Origin of the sequence: Novosphingobium sp. PP1Y, assembly GCF_000253255.1 — a bacterium.
GTDB lineage: Bacteria > Pseudomonadota > Alphaproteobacteria > Sphingomonadales > Sphingomonadaceae > Novosphingobium.
In genome coordinates this window covers 778,072-791,878 of record NC_015583.1, presented here as the reverse complement: position 1 = coordinate 791,878, position 13,807 = coordinate 778,072, and the positions used below count along the sequence as shown (strand labels likewise).

Here is a 13,807-nt window from a genome sequence, read left to right as displayed (position 1 = left end):
CACGACATCCTGAAACAATTCGCTTTGCGAACAGTCGCGCATGGCAAACTATGCCGCATCATTTCAGGGGGGTTTCCGTATGCTTCGAGGAATCCGAAAAGGCCGGTTCGCCTTCACTCTGCTTTCTACGACATCTCTTATTGCGCCCATCGCCGCCCATGCCCAGCAGGCCGGCGACGAATATAGCGGCGAAATCATCGTCACCGCCCAGCGCAGGGAGGAAAGCCTCCAGAAAGTCCCGCTGAGCATCAATGTCCTCGGCTCGGAGAGCCTGGAAAACGCAAACGTCGCTTCGTTCGACGACTACGCGAAGATCCTGCCCAGCGTCAGTTTCCAATCGTTCGGGCCAAGCCAGTCGCAGATCTTCTTCCGCGGCGTGGCTTCCGGCGGTGATGGCCTGCACATCGGCCCCCTGCCGACCAGTTCGATGTATATCGACGACGTGCCCGTCACGACGATCGGCGGCACGGTAGATTTCCACGTCTATGACATCGCCCGCATCGAGGCTCTCGCCGGACCGCAAGGCACGCTCTTCGGCGCATCATCGCTTTCGGGCGTGCTGCGGATCATCACCAACAAGCCCGATCCGGGCAAAACATCCGGCTCGATCGACCTGCAGGCCAACAAGTGGGGCAAGGGCGACTTCGGCGGCGCAGTCGAAGGCTACGTCAACCTGCCGCTCAATGACATGATGGCGCTGCGCGTGAGTGCGTTCTATGAAAAACAAGGCGGCTATATCGACAACAAGCCGGGCACGCGCACATTCTATCTGGACGACAACGATCCGGCGACAAACGTTACCGTCACCAATGCGGGGCTTGTGGAAGACGACTTCAACGATGTCGAGACGGTAGGCGGGCGCGCCGCGTTGGGCATCGAACTCGACGATTCCTGGACGGTCACGCCCTCATTCATGTACCAGCACCAGGTTGCCCACGGCAGTTTTCTGTGGGGTCCGGTGCGCGATGTGCCGGCAAACGCGAACCGTCCGGCTGTTACAGCCAAGCCCTACCTCACGGTCACTTCCTATCTACCCGGCTACAACAAGGATGAATGGTGGCAAGCTGCGCTGACCGTACAGGGCAAGCTGTCGGACTGGGACGTCACCTATGTCGGAGGCTACTTCGAGCGCACGGTCGATAACCGCCCCGACTATTCATATTACAGCGTGGCCTACGACAGCTACACCTACGAGTACGACGGCGTCACCTATTTCAGCGATGCGACCAAGTTCATCGGACCCGACGGTCAGTTCCTCGATCCGACCCAGAACGCGATCCTGAAGGACAAGTATACCAAGTTCACACAGGAACTTCGCGTCAGCTCGCCCTCAGACAAGCCATTCCGCCTCACGGCCGGCCTGTTCCTGCAGATCCAGACCGACAAGGTCTTTGCCGATTACGATATTCAGGGGCTTGGCACCGCAGTCGATCCCTACTGGGTCGTCCCCTTCCCGAATTCCGACACGGCCTTCCGGACCCGGATAAACCGCAAGGACCGCGACTACGCGATGTTCGCGCAGGCCGAATACGACATCGTCCCTTCGATCACGCTCATCGGCGGCGTCCGTGGCTTCATGGCCAAGAACACGATCTTCGGATTTTCCGGCCTGAATTTCGGCAGCAGCGTTGATCCGGCCATCTGCTTCCCCACCGACATCCCCGACGTGCCATGCCAGAGCGTGGACAAGAAAGTCGACGAATCCGGCGTCATCTGGAAGGGCGGCGTCAAATGGCAGGCAACGCCGGACATCATGTTCTATGCTACGGTGTCGCGCGGCTATCGGCCTGGTGGCAACAACCGCCGGCCGGGCGTCAGGCCATTCAAGGCCGACACCCTCGATAACTATGAGATCGGCTGGAAAACCCGCCTCGGGCCTGCCATCTTCAATGGCGCGGTATTCTACGAGAAGTGGAAGAACCTGCAATTCGGCCTCGTGCCTTTCGGTCAGAATGGCGTGACCAATACCTACAATGCCGGCGATGCACGCATCTACGGCATCGAGGGCGACCTTTCGATGCGCTTTGGCGGACTCTCGCTCTCGGCTGGCGCCACGTACGTCGACGCGCAGCTTTCGCGCGGTTTCTGTTACCTCGACGCGACCAACAATCCGGACTGCTCACTGGGCGAGTCCACACCCTCAGGCACCCGACTGCCGGTCATGCCCAAGTTCAAGGGCAATGCCACCGCACGATACGAGGCGCCTGTAGGCGCCGGAACGGCGTTCTTCCAGGCAACGGTCAGCCACCAGGGCGGCTCTCGCTCGTTCCTGACCGACAGCGACTTTGCCGCGGTCGGCCCAACAAAGGCCTTCACGACTGCCGACTTTTCAATCGGAATGAACTGGGATCACTATCGCGTGGAGGGCTTCATCCAGAATGCCTTTTCGAGCCACGGCATTCTGTCGCTCAACACTGTCTGCGCCCCGCAACTCTGCGGAGAATACGCGATGGCCTATCCGACGAAGCCCCAGCTATTCGGCATCAAGGTCGGCTACGACTATTAGTGGTCAGCCAATCGGGAACGACCTACGCATTGATCTGAACACCAGGCGATCCTGGAACCTTTTGGCGGTATCCGTCAGATTCAAGAGAAAGAGATATTTTTAAGCAAATCAGAAACTTGAACATCCTTTTTCACTACCTAATCGACGATAGAAATTTCTTTAACGAATCTTGCTAGACCGGGCGACAATGGTCGCCAAAGTACGTGAACAGAAAGAGGACTGGCAGCACTGCGTCGATAGCGCGCTTATCGGCGCTCTTGCTTATGCCTTGCTAGCCTGGACCACGATCTACGTCACTTCCGATCAGCACGCGCACGCCACGATGTGGCCTGCCGACGCTGTCATTCTTGCCCTTCTGCTGAAACATCCGAAGCGTGACTGGCCCTACTTGCTGCTTGCCGGCTGGTGCGGCAATCTGGTTGCGAACGTCCTGACTCGGGAATGGACGCCGGGGCTGTTTCTTTATGGCGGCATCAACATGGGCCAGACCTGGCTCGCGGCCTGGTTACTGCTGCAGGTTAACAAAGGCGAAAACCCGCTTGCCAACGCTCGCACCGTCCTGGGCTTCGTGGCCTGCACAGGGCTCGCCGCGCCCCTTGTCGGAGCCGGCGCCGGAACGCTCGTCACCTTTCTCAATTATGGAGAGGCTCTCGGTTCTTCCTTCCTGCGCTGGTTCGTAAGCAATTCGCTGGGCTACATTGTCGTCACGCCATTCCTGATGGCACTGTTTGACGGGAGCTACTACCGCGGCTTTCAATCGCGCAGCCCCTTAGAGAAGGCCAAGGTCCTGGGATTGGTCGGCTCGCACTCGTTGCTGACAGCCTTCGTCTTCACCCAAGGCAGCATACCCCTTCTATTCCTGCTGACTTCCTCGCTACTGGTGCTGGCCTTCAGACATGGCAATTCGTCAGTCATGGCGGGCGTCATCATCATCGCCATCATAGGCGCGGTCACGACGATCAAGGGTCTGGGGCCTGTCGCGGCCATGCCCTATTCCAAGGGCGCTCAGGAATTCTATTTCCAGTTCTACCTCGTCCTGCTGCTTGCCACCGTACTGCCGGTTGCGACGATCGTCTCGTCAAGCAAGTCCGTCCTTCAGGACCTGGCCGAGCGCGAAGAAGCCCTGCGCCTGATGATGACCCATTCACCGGACGGAATCCTCGGCTTCGACGAGGACGGCGTCTGCAAGTGGGCGGAAGGACCGCTCAGGAAGTACCTGGGCCTCGAACCCGGCCAGATCATCGGCCGCTCGCTGGACACCGTCTCGCCTCTGGCGCAGGATCTCGTCCAGGAGATGCGCCGGGCTGCAAGGAAGGATATCGTCCTTCCCGGGACGTTCGAATTCACTCCCATGATGCGCCCTGAACTGGTTCTTGAAGGCTCGATCGGCCTGCTCAAGCGCAACGGCGGCATTGCTGGCGCGGTGATCAACTTGCGCGATGTGACAGTGCGCAAGGACAACGAGGTCACATTGGCATCGAAAGCCTTCAAGGACGATCTTACCGGCCTGCCCAACCGCCAAGGACTGCGCGCCGAGTTGGAAGCCCTCGCCCAATCCGCGAGCGGGCCCGCTGCCCTGGCAATCGTCGATGTAGATTGCTTCAAGGCCATCAACGATTCCCACGGTCACTGCGTGGGCGACATTGTCCTGCGGGAAATAGCCCAGCGCATGAGGACAAGCATGCGTGAGGGCGACTTCATTGCCCGGATCGGCGGCGATGAATTCGCCATCTTGCTGCACTGCGATCTGGAAACGGCGCGACATGCCTGCCTGCGTATCGTCGAGTCCGTCAGGCAAACGCCTGCCTTCAGCCAGGATACTGTCCATATCCTCGCGACAGTCAGTTGCGGCGTCGCAGAATTTCGCGCGTCGGACCTACCCGACCAGGTGTTCCACGCTGCCGACGTGGCGCTTTACGATATGAAGCGCTTCGGCAGGAATGGCGTTCGGGCTGCTGCCTGACCCGCACCCGCCTAGCTCAGGCCGGCGCAGGCCATGAGCGAACTCAGTCTTCCAGCTGGAGATCCGGTACAACCAGATGGATGAATGCCAGCGCGCACAGGTAAGCAACACTGCAAATGCCGAAGATCGGACCGTAGCCCAGTCCGCTATCCAGCGACCAACCTGCGAATTCGATCATCGCCGTTCCTGAGAGGTTGCCCGCCACCGCGCCCACCGCGATCACGCTTGCCATGCGCGCCGAGGGAACGATGTCAGCGGCCATGCCGAAAATGTTCGTTGAAAAGCCCTGGTGAGCGAACAGCCCGAACCCTATGAACACCGCGGCAAGCCAGGGGTTTTCGGTCTGAAGGGCCAGAAGCATGATGAGGACCGTCACCGCGAAGAACAGCATCGACATCTTGCGGGCCCGATTGACGGTATAACCGCGCCCCAGGAGGATCGGGTAAAGGCCCCCGGATGTAATCGCGCCGAGCGCGGCAAGCACGAAGATGATCGCGATGGGCCACCCCAGATCGGCCTGGCTCATCCCGAAGGCCCTGTTGAAGAAGTCGGGCATCCAGAACAGCACGAACCACCAGACGCAGTCGGTGAAGGCCTTGGCGCCGGTAACAGCCCAGGTCCTGCGGTCCCGCAACATCTCCCCCCATCTCACGGGAGCGCGCTCCGCAACATGATGGAGCGGCTTGATTCCGCGCATCGTCGGCCACCAGAATGCCAGCCAGATGAAGCCCAGGCTCCCGGTCACGATGAAGGCCGCTTTCCAGCCGAAGGCAATCGCGAAAGGCGGGATCAGCAGCGGCGTGATGATTGCGCCAATGTTGGGCGCGGTATTGATCAGTCCGATGGCGACGTTTCTCTGCCGGGCAGGCAGATAGATCGCTGCGGCCTTGAGCCCGGCTGGCGTACTCACCGACTCGCCGACGGCCAGAACGACACGCGCAGCAACGAACTGCTGCACGCTTGCGGCAAGGGCGTGCGCCATGCCTGCAGCGCTCCAGACCGCAATGGCGATGCCATAGGCCAGCCGCACGCCCAACCGGTCGACGAACCAGCCTACTCCCAGCAGGGCGGCGGCAGCAGCGATCTGGAACGTCGCGCCGAGATGGGCATAATCCGTATCGGTCCAGTTGAACTCGGCCTCGAGCGTGGGCTTGAGCAGGGCAAGAACCTGCCTGTCGACGTAATTGAGGGCATTGCCCACGAAAAGAAGTACGACCAACAGGACAACGATCCTGCTCGCCACCTTTTCGCGCATCATCTCCTCTTGCGATACCACCTGCATTCTCCCGGTCCCCGGCCCTGCCGGCCGATTTGTTGTTGCAGCTTAGCGCCGGCGCCTGATAAGGGAAGCAAAATATGACACCGTTAGACATATCGGATGGGAGAGAGGGATGAGAGGTGTGGACTGGCGGGCATCGCCCCATGCTGGCGACTTGTTCGGCGAACTGCAGCTCACCGGGGACACTCCGCCGCCAGGCAGGCGTGCGCCATCGCACCTTGTCCCCGGGTTGCTGGCGTGCAGTGCCGCGGCAGGAGCAGCGGCATGGCTTTCGGACCATTATGGCTTCCCGATCATCCTCATGGGCCTCCTGATCGGCCTCGCCCTCAATTTCATATCGCGCGATCAGGATACGCATGCAGGCCTGGACTTCGCCTCGCGCACCTGCCTTCGACTTGGCATTGTCGTTCTCGGGCTGCAGATCACCTTCGTCCAGATCGAGGCGCTGGGCATCCAGCCCTTCGCGGCCCTGTTGGTCATCATGGCGCTGGCCTTCGGCGCAGGCCTGGCAGGTGCCCGCATATCCGGACAATCGCGCTATGCCGGAATTCTGGCAGGCGGCGCGACGGCCATCTGCGGCGCCAGTGCAGCTCTCGCGCTTTACGGCGTGATCGGCAAGGAAAGGCTCAGTCAGGCCCAGTTCGCGCTGACGCTTGTCGGCGTTTCGCTGGCCAGCGCCATTGCCATGTCGATCTATCCGGCCTTGGCCGCACAGCTCGGCTTCGACGACAAGCAGGCCGGCTTTCTGATCGGCGCGTCCATTCACGATGTCGCGCAGGCAATCGGCGGTGGTTACGCCTATTCCGACATCGCCGGATCCTATGCCACAATCGTCAAACTAGCCCGCGTAGCCCTGCTGGCGCCGATCGTCATGCTGGTCAGCTTGTGGCTGGGTCCCAGTTCAGGGCAGGAGAACCACCCCGCCTGGCGCAGGTTCAGCCCGCCGTGGTTCATCACAGCGTTCATCGGTGTCGTTGCCTTCAACAGCCTCTTCGCCGTGCCGGAGGTGGCCAAGTCCGCCGCCCTGTCGGGATCGAAGGCCCTCCTGCTGCTTGCCGTGACAGCCACGGCGATGCGCTCGCGCATGGATCTCCTGATCGAACTTGGCTGGCGATCGCTGACCCCGGTCATCGTCGCGACATTGGCGAGCTTCCTGTCCGCACTGGCCTTCGTCAGCCTCAGCATTGGAAGCTGAAATTCACTCTCGGCATCAGGGCGGTCCATTCTGCCCAGGTCCGCCGAATTCGTCAGTTTCGCAGGACGCGACGCAATGTCCTCGGGCTCACTCACCCGCTCGGGCCGGTTCTTCGCCAGGATCCCGCTGAATGCACCGGCGACAAGCCCGACCCGGTCATCCAGCGCTACCGCAAATCGCCGCGCGAGACCGACATTAGCCCGGGCTCACCGCCCCCCATCACCAATCTGAGGCGGTTCGTGATGGCGGAATGTTGAACACCCTTTCCGCATTTGCGTGAAGGAACATGCCCCGTTCCAGGTCGCTCATCGTCATTCCATCCACGGCCCGGACGGCCTCCACGCCATTTTCGAATGGATAATCGACCGCAAACAGTACGCGCTGCGGTCCGAGCACATCCTGACAGAACCGGACGGCGGGCGACCAGTTCGTGCCGCTCGTGGTTACTACGAAGTTGCGGTGAAAGTATTCGCTGGGCTTCATCTTGAGCTTGCCCGTTCCGCCGCCGTGCATCGTCATGTAGCGATTGTCGATACGATCGAGATTGAAGGGAATGCCTTCGCCGTTGTGGCCGAGCACGATCGTCAGGTCAGGAAACCGGTCGAACACCCCGGCCATGATCAGTGAAAGTGCATGAAGGCTGGTTTCGGCGGCATAGCCCCAGACTGCGCCCTGCAGGTTGTGCTCCAGGTAAGGCTCCAGCATGTCCGTTCGCGGTTCGCGAGGATGAATGTATATCGGCACGCCCAGAGCCTGCGCTGCCTCGAAGATCGGCCAGAACTCCGGAGCGTCGAGATAGCGGTTGTGCGTGCTGGAGTTGACGATACCGCCATGCAAGCCCAGCCGGGTGACGGCGCGTTCCAGCTCCTGAGCAGCCGCCGCGGGATCCTGCGGCGCGAATGCAGCGAGTGGGGCGAACCGATCCGGCCATTGCCGTTTCCATTCTGCGGCCCGGTCATTGGCGAGCGCCGCCAGTTCGCCGGCCTGCCGTGCCTCGAAGATCTGCACGCCCGGCGAATTGAGCAGAAGCACCTGCATGTCCACGCCGCTTGCATCCATGTCCGCGATGCGCCGCTTGGGATCGAGCAACTGCGGCATGCGCGGAAACTTGCCACCGGGCCCGATCAGGCTGGCAAGCCCCGGCTCCTTGTCGGCGCGCGTCGCCATGAAGGCATCGACCGCGTCGATAAGCTCGGGTATGGAAAACCCTTCCTCGCAGGCGATCACACGTGGCCCGGGCGGCTGCACCGCCATTGCCGAGAGCCGCGGTGCGATCGCTGCACCGGCAATGGCGCCCAGCACCACCTGGCGACGCGAGCCGCGCATCATGCCGGGCTCGGCTCTGCCAGCAAACGCTGACACATGGCCTGATGGCGCGCGACTTCGTCGAAGGCGTCGGCCACGCAATAGGCATGGCCTTCCCACTCGCTCGCCATCGTGCCTGTGAAGCCGCCATCGCGAAACAGCGGCAAGATCGTTTCGTAGTCGATCGCCTCTTCACGTCCCTCGTCATCGACGTGGTAGAACTTGCCATGAATGTGAATGGTACGGTCGACGAGTTCGGCCCAGCTGCGTGGGTCGTTCTTCGCCAGGATGAAGAAAGCCAGGCTTACGGCCTGGATATGCTCGGGCCTGTAGCCCTCCTTGAGCGCAATTTCGTGCAGCTTTCCGGCACGCTCATGCGGCGCGCCTGGTTCGGGCCAGATTTCCAGAAGCAGGTTTATCAGGCCTTCGGGCGCCCCGCGCTCGCGCGCTGCGTTCAGAAGACTTGGCGGCAAGCGGCTAGCCGTTCCGCCGAAATCGGGAATCCAGCCGAGCGCCGGGGAATTCACCTGTTCATAGATCTCGCGATAGGCCTGAACGAGAGGGTGGTTCGCATGGGCAGGCGCATGCACTTCAAGCCCCATCTTGATCCCGAGGTCCTCAGCATAAGGGGCCAGATCGCGCACCATGGAAGGCGGCGTAGCAAACTGGTAGCGCACGACCGGGAAGCCCAGCTTTACGGCCGAGCGCATCTGCCGCTTGTGGTATTCGAGCAGCTGTTCGTCCGGGATCGGTTGTCCGCGCTTGAGGAAACGATCGGAATTGATCGCTAGCGACGAGGGTTCCAGCTCCAGTTCTGCCATGAGTTGCGCGAATCGATCGGCGAATGCATCGCTCACTTCGGGGAAGCCTTTGATCGACTGGAATCCCACAACTTCGACGCTGGGGCCCAATCCACGCCGGGCAACCTCTCGAAGCAGGCCTTCGAAATCGTAGGCACGGGACACGAATTCGTTGGTGAAGGCATAAAGGGTCGCCCCGGTCACAGGGCCGGTCAGGGCGATCATTGCACTTTTCCCTCAAGGGCCTTGAGCGTGAGCTTCTGGCTGTTGGACCGGCGCATGCCCGGAATGTAAGGCGGATAGAGCGCGATGGTCACCGCGACCTCGTGTTCGGAGCCAGGCTCCAGTGTCTGGCCTGGCACCAACAGCTGTGCCTGGTCCAGCACGAACCAGAACGCATCGGTCTGCTCTGCCAGTTGATGAAAGTCCCAGCGTTTGCCCTCGAGTTCGAAACGCACAGACGTGAGATCGATCGGCGTCCCGCCGATGCTCAGCGCTTCGATTTCAATCGTGGATAGCGGCAGGGAACGGTACCACGGTAAGCGAACATCGATACGCACCCCATCTGCACAAATGTGCAGACCGTTTTCCGCGATGACTCTTTCTACAGGCAGCAATGCACTCTCCCTGGCCGATTCGCCAAAAGCCACGACGCGACAGGCTTTTTAGCCTCGTCGCCAGCAATTATTAGAATAAAACTTCTAATTAATGCCCAGCTCGCCGTCAACCGGGATTTCAATCTGGACAAAATCAAACCAGAATTTTAATTCTTTTAATGGGCGTGCCGGACTCGGTCGACAAGAGCACGCGGACAACGGGGCAATCGAGGGTGCGTGACATGTCCACTTACGACTACATCATCGTTGGCGCGGGTTCGTCCGGCTGCGTAGTAGCGGAACGGCTTAGCCGCGACAGCGCAGCCCGCGTGCTACTGCTCGAGGCCGGCGGCAACAACCAGACACTGTTCATCCACATGGCCGGCGGCTTCGTGAGAATCCTGGGAAAGCCAGAGTACTTCTGGTCCTTCCCTGTCGTTCAACACCCCGGTCGACGCAATGAAATGCACAGCTACGGTAAAGGCCTTGGGGGCTCATCCGCCGTCAACGGAACCTGGTACTTGCGCGGTCAGCCGCGCGATTTCGATGGCTGGCGTGACTTGGGGCTGCACGAATGGGGTTGGGATGAAATCAGCCGCTGCTACGCGCAGATCGAGGACTATGCAGGTGCACACGCAGATCCATCGCGCGGGACCGGCGGACCGCTTCAGATCACGCAGTCCGAACACGATTCAGGCGTCTACAGAGCTATCGTGGATTCCTGCACCGGACTTGGCGTTCCCTGGCTCGATGACATCTGCACCCCCGGCACGCAGGGTGTGGGCCGCAGCCAGTACACTGTCGACAGAAAGGGCAGGCGCGCGTCCAGCTATGAGGCATTCCTGAAACCGATCCGTGCACGGTCCAATCTTGATATCGTGACCGGCACCTCGGCACGCCGGATCGTCATCCAAGATGGCAGGGCTACCGGCATCGAATGCGAACGCGAAGGCCAGATCTTGACCTACTCTGCGAAGCGCGAAGTCGTACTCAGCGCCGGCGTCTACAAATCACCGCAAATCCTGCAGCTCTCCGGGCTCGGCAAGGGCGCGGACCTGGCGGCGCTGGGCCTTCCGGTCCTGCAGGACCTGCCCGCGGTCGGGCGCAACCTGTGCGATCACCAGAAGCTGGCCATTTCCTTCGACCTGCACGGCCACCCCGGCATCAACCGTGATTTCACCGGGTGGCGGCTCTATCGCAACGCCATGCGCTACCTTGCCTTCGGTAATGGCCCCCTGGCGCGCGTCGGCATGCCATTAACCATGCTTTACGCGGGCAAGGACTGCGAAGCCGACTGGCCGGACATGCAGCTTGCCGCTGCTCCCTTCGCGATGCGAACGGTCAAGGAGATGGTCGCAAAGCCCGGTAGCCCAATTTCCAAGCGCCCGGGTCTGACCATCGCGGGCTATCACTTGCGTCCGTGGAGCCGCGGCGAGGTTACACTCACCTCGCCTGACTTCCGCGCCGCGCCCCTGATCGATTCAGGCCTGTGGAGCGACGGGCGCGACGTCGCCAAGGCGCTGGAGTTGATCAAGATGCTGCGGTCCATTGCAAGGTCGGATACGATGAAAGGCTTCACCGGCGCGGAGCGCGTGCCCGGCGACTCTGTCAAGGGGGACGAGGCCCTCATCGAGGAACTGCGCAACATGGTCGATCCGGGCCTTCACGGCACGGGAACATGTACGATGGGCACCGACCTTCGCTCGTCCGTTGTCGATTCGCGATGTCGCGTTCACACCTTGAAAGGTCTTCGCGTAGTCGACTGCTCGATCATGCCGACGCCGGTTTCGGGCAATACCAATGGTCCGGCCATGGCTGTCGGCGCGCGGGCAGCCGAATTGATAGTGGAAGACAATCGCTAGAATTGCAGCCCTTCCTGCAGGGCCCGTGATGACCCAGCGACCGGGGCGGGACGATTAAATAGAATTGACGTTTCCTTTTCAAACGGGCTCCAGATGAAACCTATGCCAAGAAAAGCAAAAGCAAGGGATGCCGGGGCCACGCTGAGCGTCGATACCGTCAGCAAGACGCCGCTCCAGGGCCGCAGCAAGGCCTCCCTGGAGCGCATGCTCGTCGCCGCCGAAAAGCTCATGCTCGCGCGCGGCAGCGAGGACTTCACCCTCCAGGACGTCAGCCAGAGCGGCAACGTCTCGATCGGGTCGATCTACCTGCGCTTCGAGAGCAAGGAAAACCTCGTGCGCGCCGTCATCGGCAACCACCTGGCCAAGATGGCGCTCGACGAGGACGCGATGATCGAGAAGGTGCGCGCCGGCGCCACCTCGCTCACCACTTTCGTGCCCCGGTTCGTCGAGGCCTTTGCCGAACTGCTCAAGAAGCATGCCCCGCTCCTGCGCCTGAGCATGCAGCGCGCCTCCTTCGACCCCCTCGTCTCCGAACCGGGCCGCGCCAGCGCCAACCGCGCCGCAGCAATCTGCATCGAGGCCATGCTCGAATATCGCGCCGAGTTCAGCGGCAACGATTGCCAGAAGAAGGCCAACGCCGCCTACCAGATCATCTTCGCCACACTCGCAAGGCAACTCAGCCTCGGATCCACAGGCGAAGCCGTGCACCAGCAGGACTGGAACGAGCTCAAAACCGAACTCGGCAACATGTGCCTCGCTTACCTTATCGCCAAAATCTGAAAACCCTCCGGAACACGCCGGGTTCGGGTTATCTGCCAGGACCGCGTAATCTCACGCCTTGATTACTGGGCGACTTCCCAGCATTACAACCTCGCGGGGGCTTAGTGATCCTGCCGCACGGGCAGCCACTTTGCGTCCTTATTGCCATGACGCCGAATCCCGGCCTGCAACTGAACACGCCGACGATCGCACCGGTGCTGCATGATAGCAGCTATCGCACGCAGATGATCTGAACAGGGTACGCTTCGCGCGCCTCCTCCCGGATCGCCCCACTTGCACAATGCGAATTATTGTTCTAATCTTGATTCGAGATGCCGGAAGCCATGACTTTCGGCCTATTGTGATGAGAGGACACCGTTTCGATGCGTTTTTCTGTATTCCTTGCCGGTCGCACGACGGCGCCGGAGCAGGATCGCCAGTTCATCCTGGACAGTATCGACCATGCCGGCCTCGCCGCCGAACTCGGCTTCGATGCGGTATTCCTGCCCGATCATCATTTCACCGGCTACATGCCCGTCGCCAGCGACCCGATGATATTCGCCGCCTATCTGGCTGCGAAGTTCCCCGAATTGCACTTCGGCTTTTCGGTCACGTCGGTCCCGCTGCACAGCCCCGTGCGCTTCGTGGAACGCATCAACATCCTCGATCAGCTGACCAAGGGGAAGTTGCTCGTCGGCGTCGGCTCGGGCACCACGCCCGAGGAAATGATCGGATTCGGTGTGAACTACAAGGAAGCCTCGCCGGTCTCCGACGCCAATCTTGCCATCGCCGAACAGCTTTGGGCCAAGACCATGGCCGATGCCCCGGTCGAATTCGATAACGGGACCTACCGCGGCAAGGTCCTCCAGCGCATCGCCCCTGCGCCCTATTCCAAGGGCCATGCCCGGCTCATGCCCGTCGCCATGAAGGAAGCCAGCGCGCGCCGCGCGGCCGAACATGGCTGGCCCGCATTCATCCCGGCCTTCACCCCGCCAAAGATCGGCGGTACCGAGCCGCTCAAGCACGTCACCAAGTATTTCACCGCCTACCGTGACATGCTGCTCGCCGCCGGCCATAGCGACGAGACCGTCGCCGATGCCCTGTCCTGGACCACCCACAGCTATCAATGCGTCCACATCGCCGAGAGCGACGAGCAGGCCCGCGAGGAACTCGAAGTGATCCTAAAGGCCTACCATGCCGCCGTCGATCGCGAGAAGCTCTATGGCGACAAGGCCGAGCAGGACGCGGCCAACACCAAGACCGACGAGACCCCCATGGCCCTAACCGAGGACTGGATCGCCACCTGGTGCCTTTATGGCAGCCCGAAAACCGTGCGCGAACACCTTGAACCCTATGCGGAGCTGGGCATCGGCAACATCCTGTGCGGCACCACCACCGGCCCCGTCACCCAGCAGCGCCTCGAATGGGGCAATCGTACACTTCGCCTCCTCGCGAGCGATGTAATGCCCCACTTGCGCAGCCACGGCTGAACTTGATTGGACACAAGTCTTGACCGGGAAATCGCTTGATACTCGGCGAGGC

Annotated in this window: 11 protein-coding genes; 7 read left to right on the top strand and 4 right to left on the bottom strand. The window is 61.2% G+C overall.

All coding sequences use genetic code 11. From position 1 onward, the window contains the following. The first annotated feature begins 79 nt into the window (after positions 1 to 79). Positions 80 to 2,506, top strand: a complete 2,427-nt coding sequence (locus PP1Y_RS04505) for a TonB-dependent receptor (RefSeq protein WP_013836899.1) — start codon at positions 80 to 82, stop codon at positions 2,504 to 2,506. A gap of 187 nt (positions 2,507 to 2,693) precedes the next feature. Beyond that, on the top strand, positions 2,694 to 4,469 hold the full coding sequence (locus PP1Y_RS04500; protein ID WP_013836898.1) for a diguanylate cyclase domain-containing protein: 1,776 nt from the start codon (positions 2,694 to 2,696) through the stop codon (positions 4,467 to 4,469). Positions 4,470 to 4,512: 43 nt separating this feature from the next. Here PP1Y_RS04500 and PP1Y_RS04495 read toward each other — a convergent pair whose 3' ends face one another. Beyond that, complete coding sequence (locus tag PP1Y_RS04495; protein WP_083835159.1) at positions 4,513 to 5,751, bottom strand: MFS transporter; 1,239 nt, start codon at positions 5,749 to 5,751, stop codon at positions 4,513 to 4,515. A 109-nt stretch (positions 5,752 to 5,860) separates the two neighbouring features. On the opposite strand from PP1Y_RS04495, the gene PP1Y_RS04490 reads away from it, so the two are divergent. Next, positions 5,861 to 6,943, top strand: coding sequence for a YeiH family protein (locus PP1Y_RS04490; protein WP_013836896.1), 1,083 nt, complete (start codon positions 5,861 to 5,863; stop codon positions 6,941 to 6,943). A 219-nt stretch (positions 6,944 to 7,162) separates the two neighbouring features. On the opposite strand, the gene PP1Y_RS04485 is transcribed toward PP1Y_RS04490, so the two are convergent. Genes PP1Y_RS04485 through PP1Y_RS04475 form a run of 3 tightly spaced genes read right to left on the bottom strand, consistent with a single transcriptional unit; the run spans position 7,163 to position 9,698 of the window. Further along, positions 7,163 to 8,272 (bottom strand): amidohydrolase family protein, encoded by a 1,110-nt coding sequence (locus PP1Y_RS04485; RefSeq protein ID WP_051009945.1) that lies wholly within the window; start codon positions 8,270 to 8,272, stop codon positions 7,163 to 7,165. Continuing rightward, on the bottom strand, positions 8,269 to 9,273 hold the full coding sequence (locus PP1Y_RS04480; RefSeq protein ID WP_013836894.1) for a sugar phosphate isomerase/epimerase: 1,005 nt from the start codon (positions 9,271 to 9,273) through the stop codon (positions 8,269 to 8,271). The genes PP1Y_RS04485 and PP1Y_RS04480 overlap by 4 nt, the downstream gene beginning before the upstream one ends. Further along, the gene (locus PP1Y_RS04475) at positions 9,270 to 9,698 is read right to left on the bottom strand and encodes a DUF6379 domain-containing protein (protein WP_232512254.1); all 429 of its coding nucleotides are present in this window, start codon (positions 9,696 to 9,698) and stop codon (positions 9,270 to 9,272) included. The genes PP1Y_RS04480 and PP1Y_RS04475 overlap by 4 nt, the downstream gene beginning before the upstream one ends. 188 nt (positions 9,699 to 9,886) lie before the next feature. Here PP1Y_RS04475 and PP1Y_RS04470 point away from each other — a divergent pair, with 188 nt between their 5' ends. The 4 genes from PP1Y_RS04470 (at position 9,887) to PP1Y_RS04460 (ending at position 13,755) form a co-directional block, all read left to right on the top strand. Further along, the gene (locus PP1Y_RS04470; RefSeq protein ID WP_013836892.1) at positions 9,887 to 11,506 is read left to right on the top strand and encodes a GMC family oxidoreductase; all 1,620 of its coding nucleotides are present in this window, start codon (positions 9,887 to 9,889) and stop codon (positions 11,504 to 11,506) included. Between the two features lie 102 nt (positions 11,507 to 11,608). Beyond that, positions 11,609 to 12,286: a TetR/AcrR family transcriptional regulator gene (locus PP1Y_RS04465; protein WP_013836891.1), complete on the top strand. Its 678-nt coding sequence runs from the start codon at positions 11,609 to 11,611 to the stop codon at positions 12,284 to 12,286. Between the two features lie 104 nt (positions 12,287 to 12,390). Next, positions 12,391 to 12,519 (top strand): hypothetical protein, encoded by a 129-nt coding sequence (locus PP1Y_RS26465; protein WP_255327335.1) that lies wholly within the window; start codon positions 12,391 to 12,393, stop codon positions 12,517 to 12,519. 129 nt (positions 12,520 to 12,648) lie between these two features. Beyond that, entirely contained in the window at positions 12,649 to 13,755 is a 1,107-nt protein-coding gene (locus tag PP1Y_RS04460; protein WP_013836890.1) for an LLM class flavin-dependent oxidoreductase, read from the top strand. The last annotated feature ends 52 nt before the right edge of the window (positions 13,756 to 13,807 follow it).

Excerpts from the sequence above, each read along its gene's own strand:
- PP1Y_RS04505 (WP_013836899.1), top strand. The coding sequence starts at position 80 with ATGCTTCGAGGAATCCGAAAAGGCCGGTTCGCCTTCACTCTGCTTTCT.
- PP1Y_RS04500 (WP_013836898.1), top strand. The coding sequence starts at position 2,694 with ATGGTCGCCAAAGTACGTGAACAGAAAGAGGACTGGCAGCACTGCGTC.
- PP1Y_RS04495 (WP_083835159.1), bottom strand. The coding sequence starts at position 5,751 with ATGCAGGTGGTATCGCAAGAGGAGATGATGCGCGAAAAGGTGGCGAGC.
- PP1Y_RS04490 (WP_013836896.1), top strand. The coding sequence starts at position 5,861 with ATGAGAGGTGTGGACTGGCGGGCATCGCCCCATGCTGGCGACTTGTTC.
- PP1Y_RS04485 (WP_051009945.1), bottom strand. The coding sequence starts at position 8,272 with ATGATGCGCGGCTCGCGTCGCCAGGTGGTGCTGGGCGCCATTGCCGGT.
- PP1Y_RS04480 (WP_013836894.1), bottom strand. The coding sequence starts at position 9,273 with ATGATCGCCCTGACCGGCCCTGTGACCGGGGCGACCCTTTATGCCTTC.
- PP1Y_RS04470 (WP_013836892.1), top strand. The coding sequence starts at position 9,887 with ATGTCCACTTACGACTACATCATCGTTGGCGCGGGTTCGTCCGGCTGC.
- PP1Y_RS04465 (WP_013836891.1), top strand. The coding sequence starts at position 11,609 with ATGCCAAGAAAAGCAAAAGCAAGGGATGCCGGGGCCACGCTGAGCGTC.
- PP1Y_RS04460 (WP_013836890.1), top strand. The coding sequence starts at position 12,649 with ATGCGTTTTTCTGTATTCCTTGCCGGTCGCACGACGGCGCCGGAGCAG.